The 16,916-nt window shown below is 67.6% G+C and carries 16 protein-coding genes, 1 tRNA gene and 1 pseudogene; 9 read left to right on the forward strand and 9 right to left on the reverse strand.

The window, feature by feature from the left end; all coding sequences use genetic code 11:
* Positions 1–47 precede the first annotated feature (47 nt).
* From ACQPYS_RS25350 to ACQPYS_RS25380, 7 genes are all read left to right on the forward strand, one after another.
* Positions 48–1,184 carry a PLP-dependent cysteine synthase family protein gene (locus tag ACQPYS_RS25350; protein WP_433491013.1) on the forward strand — a complete coding sequence of 379 codons (1,137 nt, stop codon included), beginning with the start codon at positions 48–50 and terminating at the stop codon, positions 1,182–1,184.
* A complete protein-coding gene (locus ACQPYS_RS25355; RefSeq protein WP_433493128.1) occupies positions 1,184–2,602 on the forward strand; it encodes an MATE family efflux transporter in 1,419 nt (472 codons plus the stop codon). Before ACQPYS_RS25350 ends, ACQPYS_RS25355 begins: the two co-directional genes overlap by 1 nt.
* A gap of 39 nt (positions 2,603–2,641) precedes the next feature.
* Entirely contained in the window at positions 2,642–3,100 is a 459-nt protein-coding gene (locus ACQPYS_RS25360; RefSeq protein ID WP_433491014.1) for a flavodoxin domain-containing protein, read from the forward strand.
* A gap of 250 nt (positions 3,101–3,350) precedes the next feature.
* On the forward strand, positions 3,351–3,833 hold the full coding sequence (locus tag ACQPYS_RS25365) for a pyridoxamine 5'-phosphate oxidase family protein (protein ID WP_433491015.1): 483 nt from the start codon (positions 3,351–3,353) through the stop codon (positions 3,831–3,833).
* Positions 3,834–4,050: 217 nt separating this feature from the next.
* Entirely contained in the window at positions 4,051–4,626 is a 576-nt protein-coding gene (locus ACQPYS_RS25370) for a TerD family protein (RefSeq protein WP_433491016.1), read from the forward strand.
* A 97-nt stretch (positions 4,627–4,723) separates the two neighbouring features.
* Positions 4,724–5,089, forward strand: a complete 366-nt coding sequence (locus tag ACQPYS_RS25375) for a hypothetical protein (RefSeq protein WP_433491017.1) — start codon at positions 4,724–4,726, stop codon at positions 5,087–5,089.
* Positions 5,086–5,424, forward strand: a complete 339-nt coding sequence (locus tag ACQPYS_RS25380; RefSeq protein ID WP_433491018.1) for a type II toxin-antitoxin system PemK/MazF family toxin — start codon at positions 5,086–5,088, stop codon at positions 5,422–5,424. Before ACQPYS_RS25375 ends, ACQPYS_RS25380 begins: the two co-directional genes overlap by 4 nt.
* 50 nt (positions 5,425–5,474) lie before the next feature.
* Here the strand turns inward: ACQPYS_RS25380 and ACQPYS_RS25385 are convergent, their stop codons facing one another.
* From ACQPYS_RS25385 to ACQPYS_RS25410, 6 genes are all read right to left on the reverse strand, one after another.
* Positions 5,475–6,221 carry a MazG family protein gene (locus ACQPYS_RS25385; protein ID WP_433491019.1) on the reverse strand — a complete coding sequence of 249 codons (747 nt, stop codon included), beginning with the start codon at positions 6,219–6,221 and terminating at the stop codon, positions 5,475–5,477.
* A complete protein-coding gene (mfd, locus tag ACQPYS_RS25390; protein WP_433491020.1) occupies positions 6,218–9,883 on the reverse strand; it encodes a transcription-repair coupling factor in 3,666 nt (1,221 codons plus the stop codon). Before mfd ends, ACQPYS_RS25385 begins: the two co-directional genes overlap by 4 nt.
* Positions 9,884–10,145: 262 nt before the next feature.
* The gene (locus ACQPYS_RS25395) at positions 10,146–10,541 is read right to left on the reverse strand and encodes a DUF302 domain-containing protein (protein ID WP_063037518.1); all 396 of its coding nucleotides are present in this window, start codon (positions 10,539–10,541) and stop codon (positions 10,146–10,148) included.
* A gap of 61 nt (positions 10,542–10,602) precedes the next feature.
* Entirely contained in the window at positions 10,603–10,842 is a 240-nt protein-coding gene (locus ACQPYS_RS25400; protein ID WP_431940121.1) for a YgaP family membrane protein, read from the reverse strand.
* A 50-nt stretch (positions 10,843–10,892) separates the two neighbouring features.
* Positions 10,893–11,159: a metal-sensitive transcriptional regulator gene (locus ACQPYS_RS25405; protein WP_063037516.1), complete on the reverse strand. Its 267-nt coding sequence runs from the start codon at positions 11,157–11,159 to the stop codon at positions 10,893–10,895.
* Positions 11,160–11,232: 73 nt separating this feature from the next.
* A complete protein-coding gene (locus tag ACQPYS_RS25410; protein WP_433493129.1) occupies positions 11,233–13,371 on the reverse strand; it encodes an MMPL family transporter in 2,139 nt (712 codons plus the stop codon).
* A gap of 170 nt (positions 13,372–13,541) precedes the next feature.
* Between ACQPYS_RS25410 and ACQPYS_RS25415 the strand changes: the two genes are divergently transcribed.
* Complete coding sequence (locus tag ACQPYS_RS25415; protein ID WP_433491021.1) at positions 13,542–14,159, forward strand: mycothiol-dependent nitroreductase Rv2466c family protein; 618 nt, start codon at positions 13,542–13,544, stop codon at positions 14,157–14,159.
* 273 nt (positions 14,160–14,432) lie between these two features.
* On the opposite strand, the gene ACQPYS_RS25420 is transcribed toward ACQPYS_RS25415, so the two are convergent.
* The 3 genes and pseudogenes from ACQPYS_RS25420 to ACQPYS_RS25430 all read right to left on the reverse strand — a co-directional run bounded on the left by ACQPYS_RS25420 (position 14,433) and on the right by ACQPYS_RS25430 (position 16,525).
* Entirely contained in the window at positions 14,433–15,080 is a 648-nt protein-coding gene (locus ACQPYS_RS25420) for a TetR family transcriptional regulator (RefSeq protein WP_433491022.1), read from the reverse strand.
* Positions 15,081–15,175: 95 nt separating this feature from the next.
* Positions 15,176–15,577: pseudogene (locus ACQPYS_RS25425) on the reverse strand (RNA-guided endonuclease TnpB family protein); the annotation flags it as partial.
* 288 nt (positions 15,578–15,865) lie between these two features.
* Entirely contained in the window at positions 15,866–16,525 is a 660-nt protein-coding gene (locus tag ACQPYS_RS25430) for a TetR/AcrR family transcriptional regulator (RefSeq protein ID WP_063037514.1), read from the reverse strand.
* A 319-nt stretch (positions 16,526–16,844) separates the two neighbouring features.
* Between ACQPYS_RS25430 and ACQPYS_RS25435 the strand changes: the two genes are divergently transcribed.
* Positions 16,845–16,915, forward strand: a tRNA-Gln gene (locus ACQPYS_RS25435).
* The last annotated feature ends 1 nt before the right edge of the window (position 16,916 follow it).

Consider the following 16,916-nt stretch of genomic DNA (forward strand, 5'->3'; position numbering starts at 1 on the left):
CCCCGGTCTCTTCGCATTGCCCGTTATCGACGCCCAGGAGATCCGCCATGCCCCTCGTCACCCATGTCACGGACCTGATCGGCCGCACCCCGCTCTTCGAATTGGCCACCACCGGGTCCGGCACTCGATTACTCCTCAAGCTGGAACAGTTCAATCCGACCGGCGCGGCAAAGATCCGGATGGCGCGGGAAATGGTTCTCGACGCGGAGCGTCGGGGTCTGCTGCGCGAGGGCGGACATATCATCGAATCCACATCCGGAAATACCGGTCTCGGTCTCGCGGTGGTCGCGGCCGAACGCGGCTATCGTTTCACCGCGGTGGTCGACCATCACGCGAGTAAGGACAAATTACGGGCGATGCGGGCAATGGGCGCGGAGCTGGTTTTCGTCGCCGACGACGGCGACGACAATCTGGCGACCTCGGCGCGTGAGGATCACGCGGCCGCGCTGGCGGCCGCGCAGCCCGACGCGTTCTTCACCGAACAGCACAACAACGATGCCAACGCGGTGGGCTATTACGCGGTGGCCGAGGAGTTACTGGCCGAGGTGGAGCGGGTCGATATCCTGCTGTCCGCGGTCGGCACCGGTGGTTCCCTCTTCGGTACCGCGACGCGGCTGCGCCAGCTGGGCTGTGTCCCGCGGGTGATCGGTGTGGAACCGGTCGGTTCGATCGCGTTCGGCGGGCCTGGTGGGCCGTACTGGCAGTCGGGCACCGGTACCCCGCCCGGGGCCACCATCGGTACGGCCGTGGACTACGACCTGCTCGATGAAGGCGTGAAGGTGACCGACCGGGCCGCGTTCGCCACCTGCCGCGCGATATCGCGGCGGCTGGGCCTGATGCTCGGCGGTTCCGCGGGCGGTTCGGTCCATGCCGCGCTGACCCGGCTCGAGGAGTTCCCGGCCGGGTCCACCGTGGTCACCATTGTCTGCGACGGCGGCGAGAAATATCTCGACACCGTCTTCGACGACGACTGGATGGCCGCCCGCGAACTGCTCGATACCGAGACCGAACGCGAAGTACATGCCATGCTGACGCGCTACGCTCCCACGAACCGGGGCAATCATCGGGTGGGGGCGGCCGTTTTGAACGACGCCGTGACCGGGAATACCCACGCCGTCCGAGTCGGCCGACCGGACGAACATGAACATACGGAGGAATCGGACACTATGGTGCGGGCCCGGTGATCAGCACACCCCTCTCGCGAATCCGTCCCGACAACCGGCGCACGGCCGGTCCGGCCGCCCTCGCCGCCCTCGCCGCTCCTATCGCGCTCACCCAATTGGCACAGGTCGCCGTATCGACCACCAATATCGCCCTGATGGGCAGCCTCGGTGTGCGCGCGGTCGCCGCTGGTGGCCTGGCGCTGGTGCTGTTCAACCAGATCCGCACCATGTGCGTCGGGTTGATCACCGGGAGCGGCAATCAGATCGCCGCCGTGGTGGGGGCCGCCGGGAAACGCGGCGACGATCCCGGCCCCGAGGTCCGCGAGGTGGTGCGGTCCAGTTTCCTGATCGCCACCGCCGCCGGTCTGCTCGGCGGCGCGATACTCATCGGGCTGGGGTGGTCGCTGCAATGGCTCGGCCAGGATGCCGGCGTGCTGGCCGAGGCCCGGCCCCTGATGGTCGCGTTGGCCCCCGGCCTGCTGCCCTGCCTGTGGTTCCAGGTGCTGCGTCAGTACACCGTCGGGATGCGGCGCCCGCAGGCCCTGCTGGCGGTGACCCTCGGTTCCATCGCGGTCAATCTCGTTCTGGCCTTGGCGCTGATCCACGGCTGGGCCGGTATGCCCGCGCTCGGACTCACCGGTGTCGGGGTGGCGACCTCGCTGGTTTTCCTGCTCATGTTCGTCGTGTTCTGGACGATGGTGCGCCGCGATCCCGAACTCGGCCCCACCCTGCCGATCCGGCCGTGGCCGGTGCGGATGGCGACGGTGCGCGGTGAACTGCGGCTGGGCACGCCCATCGCCCTCACCTACGGTTCGGAAGCCGGGATGTTCTCGGTACTCGCGCTGGTCATGGGGGCGCTCGGTCCCGCGGCGCTGGCCGCCCACAATGTGGTGTACCAGGTGATCTACATCGTGTTCCAGATCGCCGTCGGTATCTCTCACGGCGCGTCGGTGCTGGTCAGCCACGGTGTCGCCAGGGACGAAACCGCGGACGCCCGGGGCCTGGCCCGGCTGGCGCTGCGGTTCGCCGGGGTGGTCACCCTGGTCACCGGCCTGGCCTATGTATTCGTCCCCGACCTGGTACTGCGCCCGTTCCTCGATCCCGCCGACTCCGCGACCGTGGAATTGGCCCGATCGCTGCTGCTCATCGGCATCGTGCTGCAGTTCTTCGACGCGGCCCAGAACATCGGCACCGGGCTGCTGCGCGGTCTACAGGCCACCAACGCGGGCTTCCGCCTGTCGGTGGTCGGCTACTGGATCGTCGGACTGCCGACGGCACTGTTGCTGGCCTACCCGGCCGGGCTGGGCGCGGCCGGGGTCTGGTGGGGACTGACCGCGGGCCTGGCCGCTACCGCCGCACTCATGTTGCGCAAATACTTCGGCCTGCTCGACGAGCACGACGCCCTCCTGGCTCCCCGACAGCGCGCAGCGGTAAGTTAGGGTTGCCTTTCCAAAACCTCGAGCGGAAGGAGCAATGCGGTGCGTATCGTCGTCCTGTTCGGTTCGGAGATGGGCACAGCGGAGACGGTGGCCGAGGGTATCGCCGAGGAACTGACCGAACACGAGGTCGCCGTTTTCGATATGAGCGAGTTCGATATCACCGGTCTCGACCCGGAGACCTTCCACATCATCGTGTGTTCCACCTATGGCGAGGGCGATCTGCCCACCGGAGCCGAACCGTTCTTCGAGGCCCTCGAAGCGCATCGCCCCGATTTGACCGGGCTGCGTTTCGCGGTGTTCGGGCTCGGCGATTCCGTCTACGACCACACCTTCAACCGGGGTGGGGAGATCGCCGCCGAGAAACTCACCGGGTGCGGCGGGGCGCAGGTCGGCGAGCACGCCCGCCACGACGCCTCCACCGAGATCAAAGCCGCCGTACTGGGCCGCGAATGGGTCCGTACCCTCCCTTTGACGTCCGCGGCCCTCACCCCCGCCTGACTCGCCGAACCCGGAAACCGGTGGGCCGCCGACGACCTCCGGCTGCCGGCCACCGGGTCCCCGAAGGGCCCTCTCCACCTCCCGTTCTCAGGGTCGCCTTGGCCGCGCCGCCCGGTTTCCGGTCGGCCCCGGGGTGTTTCATCGCAGGTCGGGGGCCGGTACTTCCTCCGCGCCTGTCCGCGCCGACCTCTAGACTGGTGCGTGGTACGGCACACCCCCGCCGCACCACGTCGATCCAGGAGGGGACGATATGGCAGCCGGAATCAGTACTGCGGAGAATCCCGCAACCGACCATCCCGAGCTGGAAGCGCTGCCGGAGTGGCCGCAGGAGACGATCGCGGTTCTGGTCACCACCGATCCCGCGCCGCACGCCATTCCGGTGTCATGGCCGGTCCGCGCCGGCGACCGGCGAATCCTGCTGAGTCTCAAATTCGATCGTGGCTCGCTGGCCCGGCTGCGAGAGCGGCCGCAGGTGGCGCTGCTCATCCTGGGCGGCGGGAATGTGGCGCTGTGCGCCCGGGGCGCGGCCAAGGTCATCGCCGAGGAGATGCCCGGCGCCGACGACTATGTGGCGGTACGCCTCGATGTGGATGTGATCGACGATCACCGGCAGTCGGCTTTCGCCGTCGCGCAGGGCATCCAGCGCACGGTACTCGACGACAGCGAACTGCGCGCCCTGGAACACCGGGTGGCGACACTGAAGTCCTGGGCGGAGAACGAAGAGAAGATCTGAGTTCACCCGGCGCGCCGCCGTCGGACATCTTCGGCACGTCGCCCGGCGGGCGTTCCCGCTGCCGATCACCGAGTGACTCCGGAGCCACAACAACTCTCGGGTCCGGCGCTCACCGGCGGGCGCCCGCCGGCCGCCCCATCGGTGCGCGCGGTGTCGTGAACTCTGGGCGCCTCGGCGCCGCAACAATCAGGCGCCGCAGCGCCTCGGGAAGGAGAACATGAGCGTCAATCTGGCCAAAGGCGGCAATGTCTCGCTGTCCAAACAGGCCCCCAACCTGACCAAGATCGCCGTCGGACTCGGCTGGGACGTGCGGACCACTATGGGCGCCGACTACGACCTGGATGCCAGCGCCCTGGCCACCGGACCGAATCTGAAGGTTCTCTCCGACCAGCATTTCGTCTTCTACAACAACCTCCGGTCCCCGGAGGGCACCATCGAGCACACCGGTGACAATCTCACCGGCGAAGGTGACGGGGACGACGAGGTGATCAATGTGGACCTGGCCAATACGCCGGAGACCATCACCAATATCTTCTTCCCGGTCTCCATCCACGATGCCGATCAGCGCGGCCAGTCCTTCGGCCAGATCCGCAACGCCTATATCCGGGTCGTCGATCTGTTCACCGGCGCCGAACTCGCCCGCTACGACCTCTCCGAGGACGCCTCCTCCGAAACCGCCATGGTGTTCGGCGAACTCTATCGGCGGCAGGGCGAATGGAAGTTCCGGGCGATCGGCCAGGGCTACGCCTCGGGTCTGGCGGGGATCGCGCGCGATTACGGCGTCAACGTCTGACATCGTGGAGCGTCCTCCGCGCCGATCGCCACCGCCGGCCCGGCAAGTGACCCGCGCTCCCGGGCCGTCCACGCCTTCCCCGCTCGGCTTGTGAGGTATGGCACGAGGCCGCCGGCGGACCGCAGGGGAGGGTGGTGCGAAGCCCTCGCGGAAGCGGGCGGCGAAGAAGGCCGAACCGACCGCAGCGCGGGAGGCGACCGCTTTCGGCCGCAGTCGTTTGGCACAGGTCCGGTTGCGTGACGACGAAATGCGAGCTCTCGAGCAGGTCATGCAGACTCTGGAGCTCGCCTCGACCTCGGATGCCCTGCGCGAAGGACTGAAGCTCTTGGCGAAAGAGGCTGCGGAGGTGGGTGCGGCCGAGGAGATCCGAGCTTTCTATCAAGAGCAACCCGCGCCACTCCCCGCCGGTGTCGTCGAACCGAGTGATTCCGAGCTCGCGGCCGCGGATGACATGCGGTGGTGAGTGCCGGCACGCCTTTGCGAGGCGAGGTCTGGGGTTGTGCTCTGCCTCAGCCGGTGGGGGCTCACCCCGTGGTCGTCCTGACAGTCAACCGAATAGCCGAACCGTTGGCTGCTGTGACGGTCGCGGTGATCACCGGCACATCGGGTCCCCGAACCACCCATGTTCCGGTCGGACGTGATTCGGGGTTGAGCCGCTACGACGGGTCGTATGTGAATTGCGCCGATCTTCATACGGTGGCGAAGCCGTATTTGCGGCGAAGACTGGGACTCCTCGCACCGAACGAGCTGCGGTGTGTGGAGGACTCGGTGCGTCTGATCCTCGGACTGCAACTCTGATTTCGGTTGCCGGCCACCCGGCCGCTATAACTGCGCCACCTGTCAGTGACTCACGGGGCCACGCTCGGCCAGTACTGAATCCAGTCCGCAGCGGTGAGCGGGCGGCGGGCACCCCGGGCGGCCTCGGCGCCGTCCTCGGCCCGGCGGATCGCGGCGGCGAAAGCCAAGGTGGCCTTGCGCAATCGTTCTTCGGCGCTCTCCGCACCGCCCAGGTGGACGACGCGCAGGTCCGCCGGAATCAGTTCCTCCGGGAGACCGGCGCGGGCACTACGAGAGCGGACCTTCTCGGCCAGCGCCAGCGCCGGTTGCGCCATAGCGATACCGTCCAGGCAGGAACGCCGGGTCTTCTCCGCGGACTTCTTTTCCTCCCATGCCTTTTCCTGGACCGCGACCTTCTCTTCCACCGTGACCGCCGTACCGAAGCCGTATTCGTCGGGCCCGGCGGCCAGGTGCGGACTGCGGTTCACCAGTTTGGCGACCAAGGCGGCGGCCACGTCATCGATGGTGAATTCCCCGGCCGCTTCGGCTATCCGCGAATGGAACAGCACCTGGAGCAGCAGGTCGCCCAGTTCCTCCCGGATCGTCTCGGCGTCCTCGTGCTGGATGGCGTCGAGTAGTTCGTAGGTCTCCTCCAACAGATACGGCCGCAGCGAATCGTGGGTCTGGGTGACCTCCCAGCCGCCGAACCGCCACAGCCGGTCCATCACCTCGACCGCTCCGGCCAATCCGGCGGCCACCGTGGCGGTTTCCGATTCGAGCACACCCGGTTCGGGCCGGTCGGTACGCGCGTCGCTCATCGCGCCGGACTCACCTCGGTCGCGACCGTGAGATCCACCGCGCCGGCGGCCTTGCCGTCGAGGGCGAGCAGCAGATCGGCCAGATACTGCAGCAGCGCCACATCGCGCAACCGGTCGGCGCCGACGCTGTCCTGCACCCGCGGCAGCGGCAGCTGTACCACGGAGCTGGCCGCGCGGTAGTTCGCGCTCGGATAGATCCGTTTGAGCCGCATCTGTTTCGAATCGGGCAGCGACAGCGGCGATACTTTCACCGTGGTGCCGGTGACCGCGATCTCGGTGACCCCGTACTCCCGGGCCAGCAGCCGCAGTTTCGCCACCGAGACCAGCCGGCCGACCTCCACCGGCAGCGGACCGTAGCGGTCGGTGAGTTCCTCGACCACCGCAGCCAGCGCCGGATCGTCGTGGGCGGCGGCGAGTTTGCGGTAGGCCTCCAGCCGGAGCCGGTCGCTGGCGATGTAGTCGGGCGGGATATGCGCGTCCACCGGGAGATCGATCCGGACCTCTTTGGTCTCCTCGGTGGTGATCGGTTTGCCGTCCGCGGCCGCGCGGTAGGCCTCCACCGCCTCACCGACGAGCCGCACATAGAGGTCGAAGCCGACGCCCGCCACGTGGCCGGACTGTTCGGCGCCCAGCACGTTACCGGCGCCGCGGATCTCGAGGTCCTTCATCGCCACCGCCATTCCCGCGCCGAGATCGGAGTTCTGCGCGATGGTGGCGAGCCGGTCGTAGGCGGTTTCGGTGAGCGGTTTCTCCGGCGGGTACAGGAAGTAGGCGTAGCCGCGCTCGCGGCTACGCCCGACCCGTCCGCGCAACTGGTGCAGCTGGGAAAGACCCAGCGTATCGGCGCGTTCCACGATCAGCGTATTGGCATTCGAGATATCGAGACCGGTTTCGATGATGGTCGTGCAGACGAGGACGTCGAATTCGCGCTGCCAGAAACCCTGCACGGTGCGTTCGAGATTATCCTCGTTCATCTGCCCGTGCGCCACCACGACCCGGGCCTCCGGGACCAGATCCCGGATCCGCTTGGCCGCCTTGTCGATCGAGGACACCCGGTTGTGCACATAGAACACCTGGCCGTCACGCAGCAGCTCACGCCGGATCGCGGCGGTGACCTGCTTGTCGTTGTAACCGCCGACATAGGTGAGCACCGGATGCCGCTCCTCGGGCGGCGTCAGGATGGTCGACATCTCCCGGATACCGGCCAGGCTCATCTCCAGCGTGCGCGGGATGGGGGTCGCGGACATGGTCAGCACGTCCACATGGGTGCGCAGCGCCTTGATGTGCTCCTTGTGCTCCACCCCGAAACGCTGCTCCTCGTCCACGATCACCAGGCCGAGGTTCTTCCACCGCACCCCGGTCTGCAACAGCCGGTGGGTGCCGACCACGATATCGACCTCCCCCTCGGCCATCCCCGCGAGCACCTCCCGCGATTCCGCCGGATCGGTGAACCGGGACAGGCCCTTCACGGTCACCGGGAAACCGGCGAGACGTTCGGTGAAGGTCTGCAGATGCTGCTGGGCCAGCAGGGTGGTCGGCACCAGGACCACCACCTGCTTCCCGTCCTGCACGGCCTTGAACGCGGCGCGCACCGCGATCTCGGTCTTGCCGTATCCGACGTCGCCGCAGACCACCCGGTCCATCGGCACGGCCTTCTCCATATCCGCCTTCACATCGGAGATGGCGGTGAGCTGATCGACGGTCTCGGTGAACGCGAACGCGTCCTCCATCTCCCGCTGCCACGGCGTGTCCGGGCCGAAGGCGTGGCCGGGCGCCGCCTGCCGGGCGGCATAGAGCTGTACCAGTTCACCGGCGATCTCCCGGACCGCCTTACGCGCCCTGCGCTTGGTGTTCGCCCAGTCCGCGCCACCCAGTTTGGACAGGCTGGGCATTTCCCCGCCCACATACCGGGACAGCTGGTCCAGCGATTCCATCGGCACGAACAACCGGTCGCCGGGCTGACCGCGTTTCCCGGGCGCGTATTCGATCACCAGGTATTCGCGCCGCGCGCCGCCGACCGTGCGCTCGATCATCTCCACGAACCGGCCGATCCCGTGCTGGTCGTGCACCACCATGTCGCCGGCGTTCAACGCCAGCGGATCCACCTGGTTGCGGCGTTTGGCGGGCAGTCGCTTCCCGTCGCCCGGCGCGGTGACCCGGTTACCCGTGAGATCGGATTCCGCGACGACCACCAGGCCCGCGTCCCCGAAGATCACTCCGTCGTGCAGCGACCCGCACAGCACTCCGACCACCCCGGGCGTCGGCTCCGCGCCGGCGTCCAGTTGCGCGGCCGGGACCTCGGCCTCACGGAGGCGCTCCAGGGTGCGCTGAGCCGTACCGTGCCCGGCCAGCACCACCACCGCGCGGCCGCCGGTCGTCACATGTGCGCGCAGCGACGCGAAAATGGTCGCCACGAGTTCGTCGGACCCCCGCGCGGTGGGGCCGGACTGCACCGGCAACTCCACCTCCGACGGATCCCCGGATGCCAGCGGGCTCAAGGTCCACCACGGCAGTTCCCGCGCCTCGGCGCTCGCCTGGATATCGGCGAGCGGGCGATAGGCCGACGCCGCCAGATCCAGCCCGTGCGCGCCCAGCGGCGCGTCGCCCCCGAAGGAGGCCGCGGTCCACGACGCCTCCAGGAACTCCGCACCGGTCCGCATGAGATCCGCCGCCCGGGTGCGTACCTTCTCCGGATCGCACACCAGCAGGTGGGTGCGATCCGGCAACTGCTCGGTCAGCAGGCGCAGCTCGCCGGGCTGCAGCACCGGCAGCAGCGCCTCCATCCCCTCCACGGGAATACCCTCGGCCAGCTTCGCCAGCATCTCCACCAGCGCGGCATCCGCCGGATTCGCCGCCGCCACCGCCGCGGCCCGCTCCCGCACCGCCGGGGTGAGCAGCAGCTCCCGGCAGGGCGGCGCGACCACGATCTGCGCCGAGGTCTCGCCGAGCGAACGCTGATCGGCCACCGAGAACGGCCGCAATTCGGCGATCTCGTCGCCCCAGAACTCCACCCGGACCGGATGGTCCGCGGTCGGCGGGAACAGATCCAGAATGCCACCGCGCACGGCGAACTCGCCGCGCTTACCGACCATATCCACTCGCGTGTAGGCGAATTCGACCAGCCGCGCGACCAATTCGTCGAAATCGGCTTCCCCGCCGATCCGCAGGACGATCGGTTCGATATCGCCCAGACCGCTCGCCATCGGCTGCATCAGCGACCGCACCGTCGTCACCACGACTCGCAACGGTTCCGGGAACACCGGATCCACCCGCCCGTCGCGCGACCCCCGCCCCTCATCGAATCGCTGCGCGATGCCGTAATCCTGCGCCAGCCGCCGCAACACCTCCAGCCGCCGCCCGACCGTATCCGCGCCCGGTGACAGCCGCTCGTGCGGCAGGGTCTCCCAGGACGGGAACTGCGCGACCGCCGGCCCCAGCATCTCGCCCAGCTCCAGCGTCAGATCATCGGCCTCCCGGCCGGTCGCGGTCACCACCACCACCGGCCGCTCGACGGCCATGGTCGCCGCGACGAACGACCGCGCCGCCGCCGGTGCCACCAGCTCCACCGGCGATCGCCCGAGCATCCCGGAGACGGTCCGCAACGCGGCATCGGCGCCGGCCGCGGCGGCCAGCCCCGCCAGCGGTGGACGAGACGAGGACATCAACGACTCCTGAACTCGGGTCGATCGCTCAGTACAATCAGGCGATTCTAATCAACCGCCCCGACCGGGCTCCGACTCCCCCGCTGCGGTATCGCGGCTTCCGACACGGTGGGTGCGAGCGCACGTCATCCGTGGTCCCGAGTCGACCCGTGAGCGATGTCACCCGGCCGTCCCTCGAACCCGCCGGTTATCCGTCGCCCGAGCACACGGTGAGGCCCGCAACCGCATCCCGGTTGCGGGCCCCACCGGGCGCCGCCGTGGCTTATCGATGCAGTGAGTCGATGGCGGCCTGCAATTTGGTGGCCGCCTCGGCAGCGACGGGCTTCAATGCAGGATCGGCGGTGACCTGGACCATCAGCTGCGGGTTCATCGCCTCGACGATGACGTCATCGGAATCGCGTGATCGGCGGACGACAACATTGCAGGGCAGTAGCAGTCCGATCTGCCGGTCGACCTCCACCGCGCGGTGGGCCAAGGGTGGGTTGCAGGCACCGAGGATCAGGTAGTCCTCCATTTCCTGCCCGAGTTTGGCCTTCAAGGTCGCTCGCATATCGATCTCGGTGAGCACACCGAAGCCCTGAGCTGCCAGCGCCTGGCGTGTGCGCTCGACCGCATCTTCGAAATCGGTCGTGAGAGCAGTGGACAGTCCCAAATCGATGCTGTTGCTCATAGTGGGTAGGACCTCCTTGTCGAGATGTTCGATCGGCGCAGGTTCGGTATCACTGACGCGCGCAGACGGTGGTGCGGGCCGGCACGCCGAGCCTGGCCATGAGCAGGCTCGCCGGGCACCAGCCGACCGCACTGTAGAGCAGCAGGTTGGCCCCCACCAGAGTGGTCAGGACCAGCCACCACGGTGAGATCGCCGCCGCCAGGGCCGTCCCGGTCAGGGTCAGGATTCCCGCAAGTAGCGGGACGATACGGTCGATGGCCCATTCACGGGGCCGCAGCGAATTCTGCATGGCTGGCGTCATCCTTTGCCCGAGGCGGCCATTTCCCCAGCGCGTGCGGGTCAGGCCAAGGTCAGAAACAGTTTTTCCAATTCGTCGACAGTCATCGGGTTGGTCTCGTCGTCCTGACGATCCAGGCATTCGCGCAACCCGCTGGCGACGATCTTGAACCCGGCCCGGTCCAGCGCCCGTGACACTGCCGCGAGTTGGGTGACGACGTCTTTGCAGTCGCGTCCCGCTTCGATCATCGCGATCACCCCGGCCAGCTGGCCATGGGCGCGGCGCAACCGATTGAGTACCGGTGCGATGCTGTTCTCGTCGCCGATCATCATGCTCTCCTTCTCCATCATTCCTCCACGAATGATACCCCTCGGGGTATATAACCCTCGCTTTCATCCCTGTTCACTTCCCGTGCGCGAAGTTGATGGTGGGCAGCACTTTGCCGAGCCATCGGGGCGACCACCAGGCGGCGTGCCCGGTCAGCCGCAGCATCACCGGTAGCAGCACGAGCCGGACGGCGACGGCATCGAGCAGGACGGCGACGCCGAGGATGATGCCCATCTCTTTCGGCGGTAGGGGCTGCGCCAGAGCGAAGGTGAAGAAGACCGCGACCATCACCGCGGCAGCGGCGAAGATCACTCTCCCGGAGTGGGCCAGGCCGTCGATATGGGCGATTTTCGGATCCTTCGAGTGCTCGTAGTGCTCCTTCGCGGTGGCCAGCAGGAACACGGTGTAGTCCATGGCGATCGCGAAGATCATCGCGAAGAAGAACACCGGCCCCCACCCGTCGAGGAAACCCTGCGGGGTGAACCCGAGCAGGCTCGCACCGTGACCGTCCTGGAAGATCAGCTTCGCCACACCGAAGGCCGCCGCGGTCGACAACAGGCTCACCAGAGTCCCCAGCGCGGCGACCAGCGGGGCGCGCAGCGCGACCAGCAGGAGCAAGAAGCCCAGCGCGAGGATGACTCCGACGATGATCGGCAGATAGTGGTCCAGGGCGGCCTGCAGATCGAGGTTCTCCGCTGGAGCGCCGCCGACCAGTGCTTGCGCCGGCAGGCGCTCACGCAGCCCGTCGAGGATCGTGCCCATTCGCCCGTCGGAGGGGTCGACGGTGGGCAGGGCCTGCATCATCACCAGACCCGAGCCGTCACCGGCGGGCTGCGCGGGGGTGACCATGGCGATACCGTCGCCGGCGGCGAGACGCGCGGTGTCGGCGGCATCGGCGGCGGGGGCGATGATCTGCAGTGCGCCCGGCGCGCCGGGGCCCAGTTGCCGCTGCACCAGCTCGTACCCTTGCCGGACGGGTGCGTCGGCCGGGACGACCTGGATCGAGGGCATGGCCACTTTCAGTCCCAGCACCGGGATCGCCAGCCCGATCAGTACCGCGAGCGCGGCGATGGCGAACGGCCACGGGTGCGCGTGCAGGAGTTCGCCCCACCGCGCGAACCGCGGCGAACGATGCTCCTGCCGTTTGGCGTACGGCAGCGCGGCGGCGTTGATCCGGCCGCCCAGCGCCCCCAGCGCCGCGGGCAGCAGAGTGAGCGTCGCCGCGAGGACGAAGACCACCGCGAGCATGATGCCCACCGCCATGGTGCGCACCGCGGGCGCCGGAACCAGCAGGACGGCGGAAAGACTCACCAGCACAGTCAATCCGGACAGCAGAACAGCCTTACCGGCGGTGTCCATGGTCTCGGCCACAGCGGCGCGGGTATTGCCGGCCTTGGTCAGGGCGTCGCGAAAACGAGCGACGATGAACAGGGCGTAGTCGATGCCCAGGGCGAGGGCGAACATCATCGCGAAGTTCATTGCCCACACCGAGATGGGTGTGATCTGGTTCAACAGCACCAGCCCACCGGCCGAGGCCACCAAACCGGCGACGGTCAGCAGCAGCGGCAATCCCGCCGCCACCAGCGAGCCGAAGGCCAGCACCATGATCGCCAGAGTCACCGGCCAGGAGAACAATTCGGCCTTGATCATCGCGTCGTGGTTGGCCTTGTTGAAATCACTCCACAGCGCGGACGCGCCGGTCGGGTAGACCTCCACCCCGTCGCCCGACAGCGCCGTCAACGCCTGTTTGTGCTCGTCGACCGCACGAACCATATCGTCGGTAGAGGCGTTCGCCCCGGCGAGCAGGATGCCGGTGTGCCCGTCCGGGCTGATCGTCATCCCGGGCTGCGGTGCGACGATGGCGCCGAAGCGGCCGTCCCCAGCGAATTCGGCCGCCACATCGGCCAGCACCCGCTGCACCGCCGGACTGTCCACGGTTCGGGCGTCGGAATGCACCACCACTTGCACGGCCGCCGAGGAATTCCCCCCGAAATGCCGCTGGGCCAACTCCCGCACCTGTACCGATTCCGACCCGTTGGCCTGCCACCCGGCTCCCGCCAACGAAGAGAACACACTCGGCGCCGCCGAGCCCAGCGCGACCAGCACGATCAACCACACACCGAAAACCCAGCGCGTGCGCCCGGCCATCGTCGCACCCAAGCGCGACAGCGGCCCGCCGACCGCTCGGTCGGCTTTTCCCCGCTCGGTCATCATCTCCGTCACCGCTTACCTCCGTCTCTGCTGGTCGCGCCCAGATCGCTGGTCTTCTTATACCCCTGGGGGTATGCAATATCAGCGATAATACCCCAGGGGGTATATTCGACAAGGTGATGGTGGCGACCCCGCGTCGTCCCGCGAACGGAAACCTTCGAAGGAGAACGCCCATGGCCCAGATAGACCTGTACGTGGACCCCATATGCCCATTCGCGTGGGTTACTGCACAATGGCTGCTCGACAGCTCGGCCGGGCAACACACCGTCACGCTGAAACAGATGAGCCTTGCGGTACTCAACGACGGACAGGCTGTCGACGCCGACCACGAACCGATGATCACCCGCTCACGACGGATCGGCCGACTGTTCGCCGCCGCCCGGAAACGGCACGGCGAGGAGGCGTTCACCACGCTGTACCTGGCGCTGGGCGTCAAGCTACATCCGCGCGAACCGGACACCGACGACGATACGGCCGCCGCCGGGGCGCTCCGCGCGGCGGAGCTGGACCACGTACTCCTCGGCGCGCTCGACGACGCCACCCTCGATCCGGCGGTCATCGAAGCTCATCAGGCCGGTCAGACCGCGCTGGGCGGGCGCGGCGGCAGTCCCATAATCTCCATCGACGGGCAGGGCTTCGCCGGCCCCGTACTCACCGCACCACCGGCTCCACACCGCGCCACCGCCCTGCTGCGTGCACTGGTCACTGCCGCGACCACCCCCGAATTCGCCGCGCTACAGCGCCCTTACCAGGGTCCGCCGGCCTTCACCGTCGACGAGAGCAAACACTGATGTGTCACCCCGCCCGATGCCGTACCTGCGGCAAGACCACCTGGGCCGGTTGCGGCGCGCATATCGACGCCGTCCGCGCTCGGGTCGCACCACAGCAATGGTGCCCCGGCCACGACACGTCCGACGGAACCGGATCGCGCCGCCGGCTCCGGCTCCGGCTCCGCTGATCGTCCGAGATCTACCGCGGCAGCAACCGAGCGCCCCGGGATCACGGCAATCGACGGCGCGATCCGCCGGCCGGACACCGACCGGCGGGTGCGCCAGGAACTACAGCTAGGGCACGTACCTGCGCAACCGCCGGGCCGCGAACTCGCGGAAGTACGACACTTTGTCGTCGGGGACGATGGAGGGAAGCAGGAAGTACCAGGCCCGTTCCATGCGGGACGCCATCTGGTCGACCGATTCGGTGCCGACCGCCACGATATGGATTCCGGTGGTGAGGCCGTACAGCAGCAGGCCGACGGTTTCCGGGTCGAGGTCGGGGAGCAGATCGCCCTGGGTGATCGCCCTTTCGGCGAGGAGGCGGTAGGTCTCCCCCCAGGTCTTGGCGATATTGTCACCGTTGGCGCCGCGGTAGTCACCGATCTGGTGGGTCAGTTTGAGCATGGCGCCGACCATCGGATCGTTCATCGACAGGTCGGCGACCACGTAGGTGATGCCGATGGCGGCTTCGAGAGCGGGGACCCGGGGGTCGAAGAATCCCTTGCAGGAGGCGATGAGGCGTTCGTTGCCCTGATCGACCACCGCGCGGGCCAATTCCTCTTTGGACCCGAAGTGAAAGTACAAGGCGCCCTTGGTCACGTTGGACTGCGCGATGATCTCGCTGAGGCTCGCATTGGCGTAGCCCAAGCGTAGAAAGACGTCGGCGGCGCCCGCCAGGACCGAATCGCGGGTGATCTCCGCACGCGCTTGCCTAGCCATCACTTCCGCCTTTGACATCCCCCCGCCACCGCAGGGCCGGGATTCCCTGCCCCGCGGCAGGGCGTTCCTGTTTCATCGACAGTTGCCTCCCAGCATCAACTGCGGGGCGGTCTCACACCATCTCCGCAGGCGAGCACCGCAAGCCCTGCGGCGCGTATGTTCCTCGCGGCGTTCACGTCCCGATCGTGGCCCGTGCCGCATTCCGCGCACTGCCACTCTCGCACGTGCAGCGCCATATTCTGCCGTAGCGCACCGCACTCGCTGCACTGTTTGGTGGACGGGTAAAAGCGATCGACGGCGACCACTTCGTTCCCGTACCACTCGGCCTTGTACTCCGGTAACGAACGGAACTCCGACCAACCGGCATCCGAGCTCGCCCGCGCCGGGCAACGATTCCGGATCATATTCCGCACGCACGAATCCTCGATGGCGATCACTTGGTTCTCGCGCATCAACCGAGTCATGAGTTCGTGCAGATGATCGCGGCGACGGTCCGCGCGGTAGAAGCGGTATCCGTAGGCCCGCTTCACCACCGTCGACGTCGTACTCGACACGATAGAACATCGGCGAGTCACGCGTATGGGGCACCGACCCGGCCCCGCGGGACCGGGCTTGCGCGCTCCGTTTCCCGGTCATCCCAATAACCAGCCATCCTGAAGTAGACCGACATTGTCGAAGTAGACCGACTTACCGCCCGAACAGCACCCAAAGGATGGGTGAACCGTACCATCCGTGTTCGCTACGTCTCTCGATTCGTCGGCTTGCCCGAGTTCGCCGGTAGTTCATCACCGGTTGCCCGAACTGTGCTGCCCGCCCGGGGAGTTCGCCGGAGGCGGGCCGGGAACGGCGGGCCATTCGGAGCTGAGCTGGGGATCGGCCTCCAGATGACTCAGACCGTTCCAGCACAGATTGACCAGATGGGCCGCGACGACTTCCTTGGACGGGCTGCGCACATCCAGCCACCAGGTGGCGGTGGTGGCCACCATCCCGACCAGTGCCTGTGCGTACAGTCCGGCCAGGCTGATATCGAAACCACGGCGCTCGAAATCGCCACCGAGCAGATGCGCCACCTGATTGACCGCCTCGTTGAGCAGACTCGAGTAGCGGCCGTCGGTGGAGGACACCGGTTGATCACGGACCAGGATGCGGAACCCGTCGGTGCGCTGCTCGATATAGGTGAGCAGGGCCAGGGCCACCTGTTCGAGCCGCACCCGGGACCTGTTGTTGGTGAGCGAGGAGGTGATCATGTCGAGCAACATCGACATCTCCCGATCGACCACTACCGCGTAAAGCCCCTCTTTACCGCCGAAATGCTCGTAGACGACCGGCTTGGAAACCAGGGCGCGTTGCGCGATCTCCTCGATGGACGTGGCGTCGTAGCCGCGCTCGGCGAACAGGGCGCGACCGATCTCGATCAACTGCTGGCGCCGCTGGGTGCCCGTCATCCGCTGCCGGCCCACCGGAACCGGCTCGGCGGACTCTGCGGCGTTACCGGCGGCCCGCAACTCCTCGGTTGTTCTCGGTTCTCCCGACGCCACGTTCCCGCCTCCCTGGTTATCGGGGCCGCGGGGGCCGGAGCCGGACCTGCGACCAGAACCATCGAGATCAACTGTCCCAGACCTCTGGCTGCCGGAGACACCCGGGCGGCACCGGGCCGCTGGCGTGTCGCCACCACCACGGTTCGACGTATCCCGGGGTGGCATGCGAGTATCGTTCCCGTGCCGGGGCACAGCGACGGGTTTCGGGTACCCGCCGGTGTGACAGTCCGCCGTAGTGTAATGGCAGCACCTCTGATTTTGGTTCAGATAGTTCAGGTTCGAGTCCTGGCGGCGGAGC

It is taken from the genome of Nocardia grenadensis (assembly GCF_050942415.1).
GTDB lineage: Bacteria > Actinomycetota > Actinomycetes > Mycobacteriales > Mycobacteriaceae > Nocardia > Nocardia grenadensis.

Excerpts from the sequence above, each read along its gene's own strand:
- ACQPYS_RS25420 (WP_433491022.1), bottom strand. The coding sequence starts at position 15,080 with ATGGCTAGGCAAGCGCGTGCGGAGATCACCCGCGATTCGGTCCTGGCG.
- ACQPYS_RS25430 (WP_063037514.1), bottom strand. The coding sequence starts at position 16,525 with ATGACGGGCACCCAGCGGCGCCAGCAGTTGATCGAGATCGGTCGCGCC.
- ACQPYS_RS25410 (WP_433493129.1), bottom strand. The coding sequence starts at position 13,371 with ATGATGACCGAGCGGGGAAAAGCCGACCGAGCGGTCGGCGGGCCGCTG.
- ACQPYS_RS25385 (WP_433491019.1), bottom strand. The coding sequence starts at position 6,221 with ATGAGCGACGCGCGTACCGACCGGCCCGAACCGGGTGTGCTCGAATCG.
- ACQPYS_RS25350 (WP_433491013.1), top strand. The coding sequence starts at position 48 with ATGCCCCTCGTCACCCATGTCACGGACCTGATCGGCCGCACCCCGCTC.
- ACQPYS_RS25405 (WP_063037516.1), bottom strand. The coding sequence starts at position 11,159 with ATGATCGGCGACGAGAACAGCATCGCACCGGTACTCAATCGGTTGCGC.
- ACQPYS_RS25370 (WP_433491016.1), top strand. The coding sequence starts at position 4,051 with ATGAGCGTCAATCTGGCCAAAGGCGGCAATGTCTCGCTGTCCAAACAG.
- ACQPYS_RS25400 (WP_431940121.1), bottom strand. The coding sequence starts at position 10,842 with ATGCAGAATTCGCTGCGGCCCCGTGAATGGGCCATCGACCGTATCGTC.
- ACQPYS_RS25365 (WP_433491015.1), top strand. The coding sequence starts at position 3,351 with ATGGCAGCCGGAATCAGTACTGCGGAGAATCCCGCAACCGACCATCCC.
- ACQPYS_RS25375 (WP_433491017.1), top strand. The coding sequence starts at position 4,724 with ATGGCACGAGGCCGCCGGCGGACCGCAGGGGAGGGTGGTGCGAAGCCC.
- ACQPYS_RS25415 (WP_433491021.1), top strand. The coding sequence starts at position 13,542 with ATGGCCCAGATAGACCTGTACGTGGACCCCATATGCCCATTCGCGTGG.
- mfd (WP_433491020.1), bottom strand. The coding sequence starts at position 9,883 with ATGTCCTCGTCTCGTCCACCGCTGGCGGGGCTGGCCGCCGCGGCCGGC.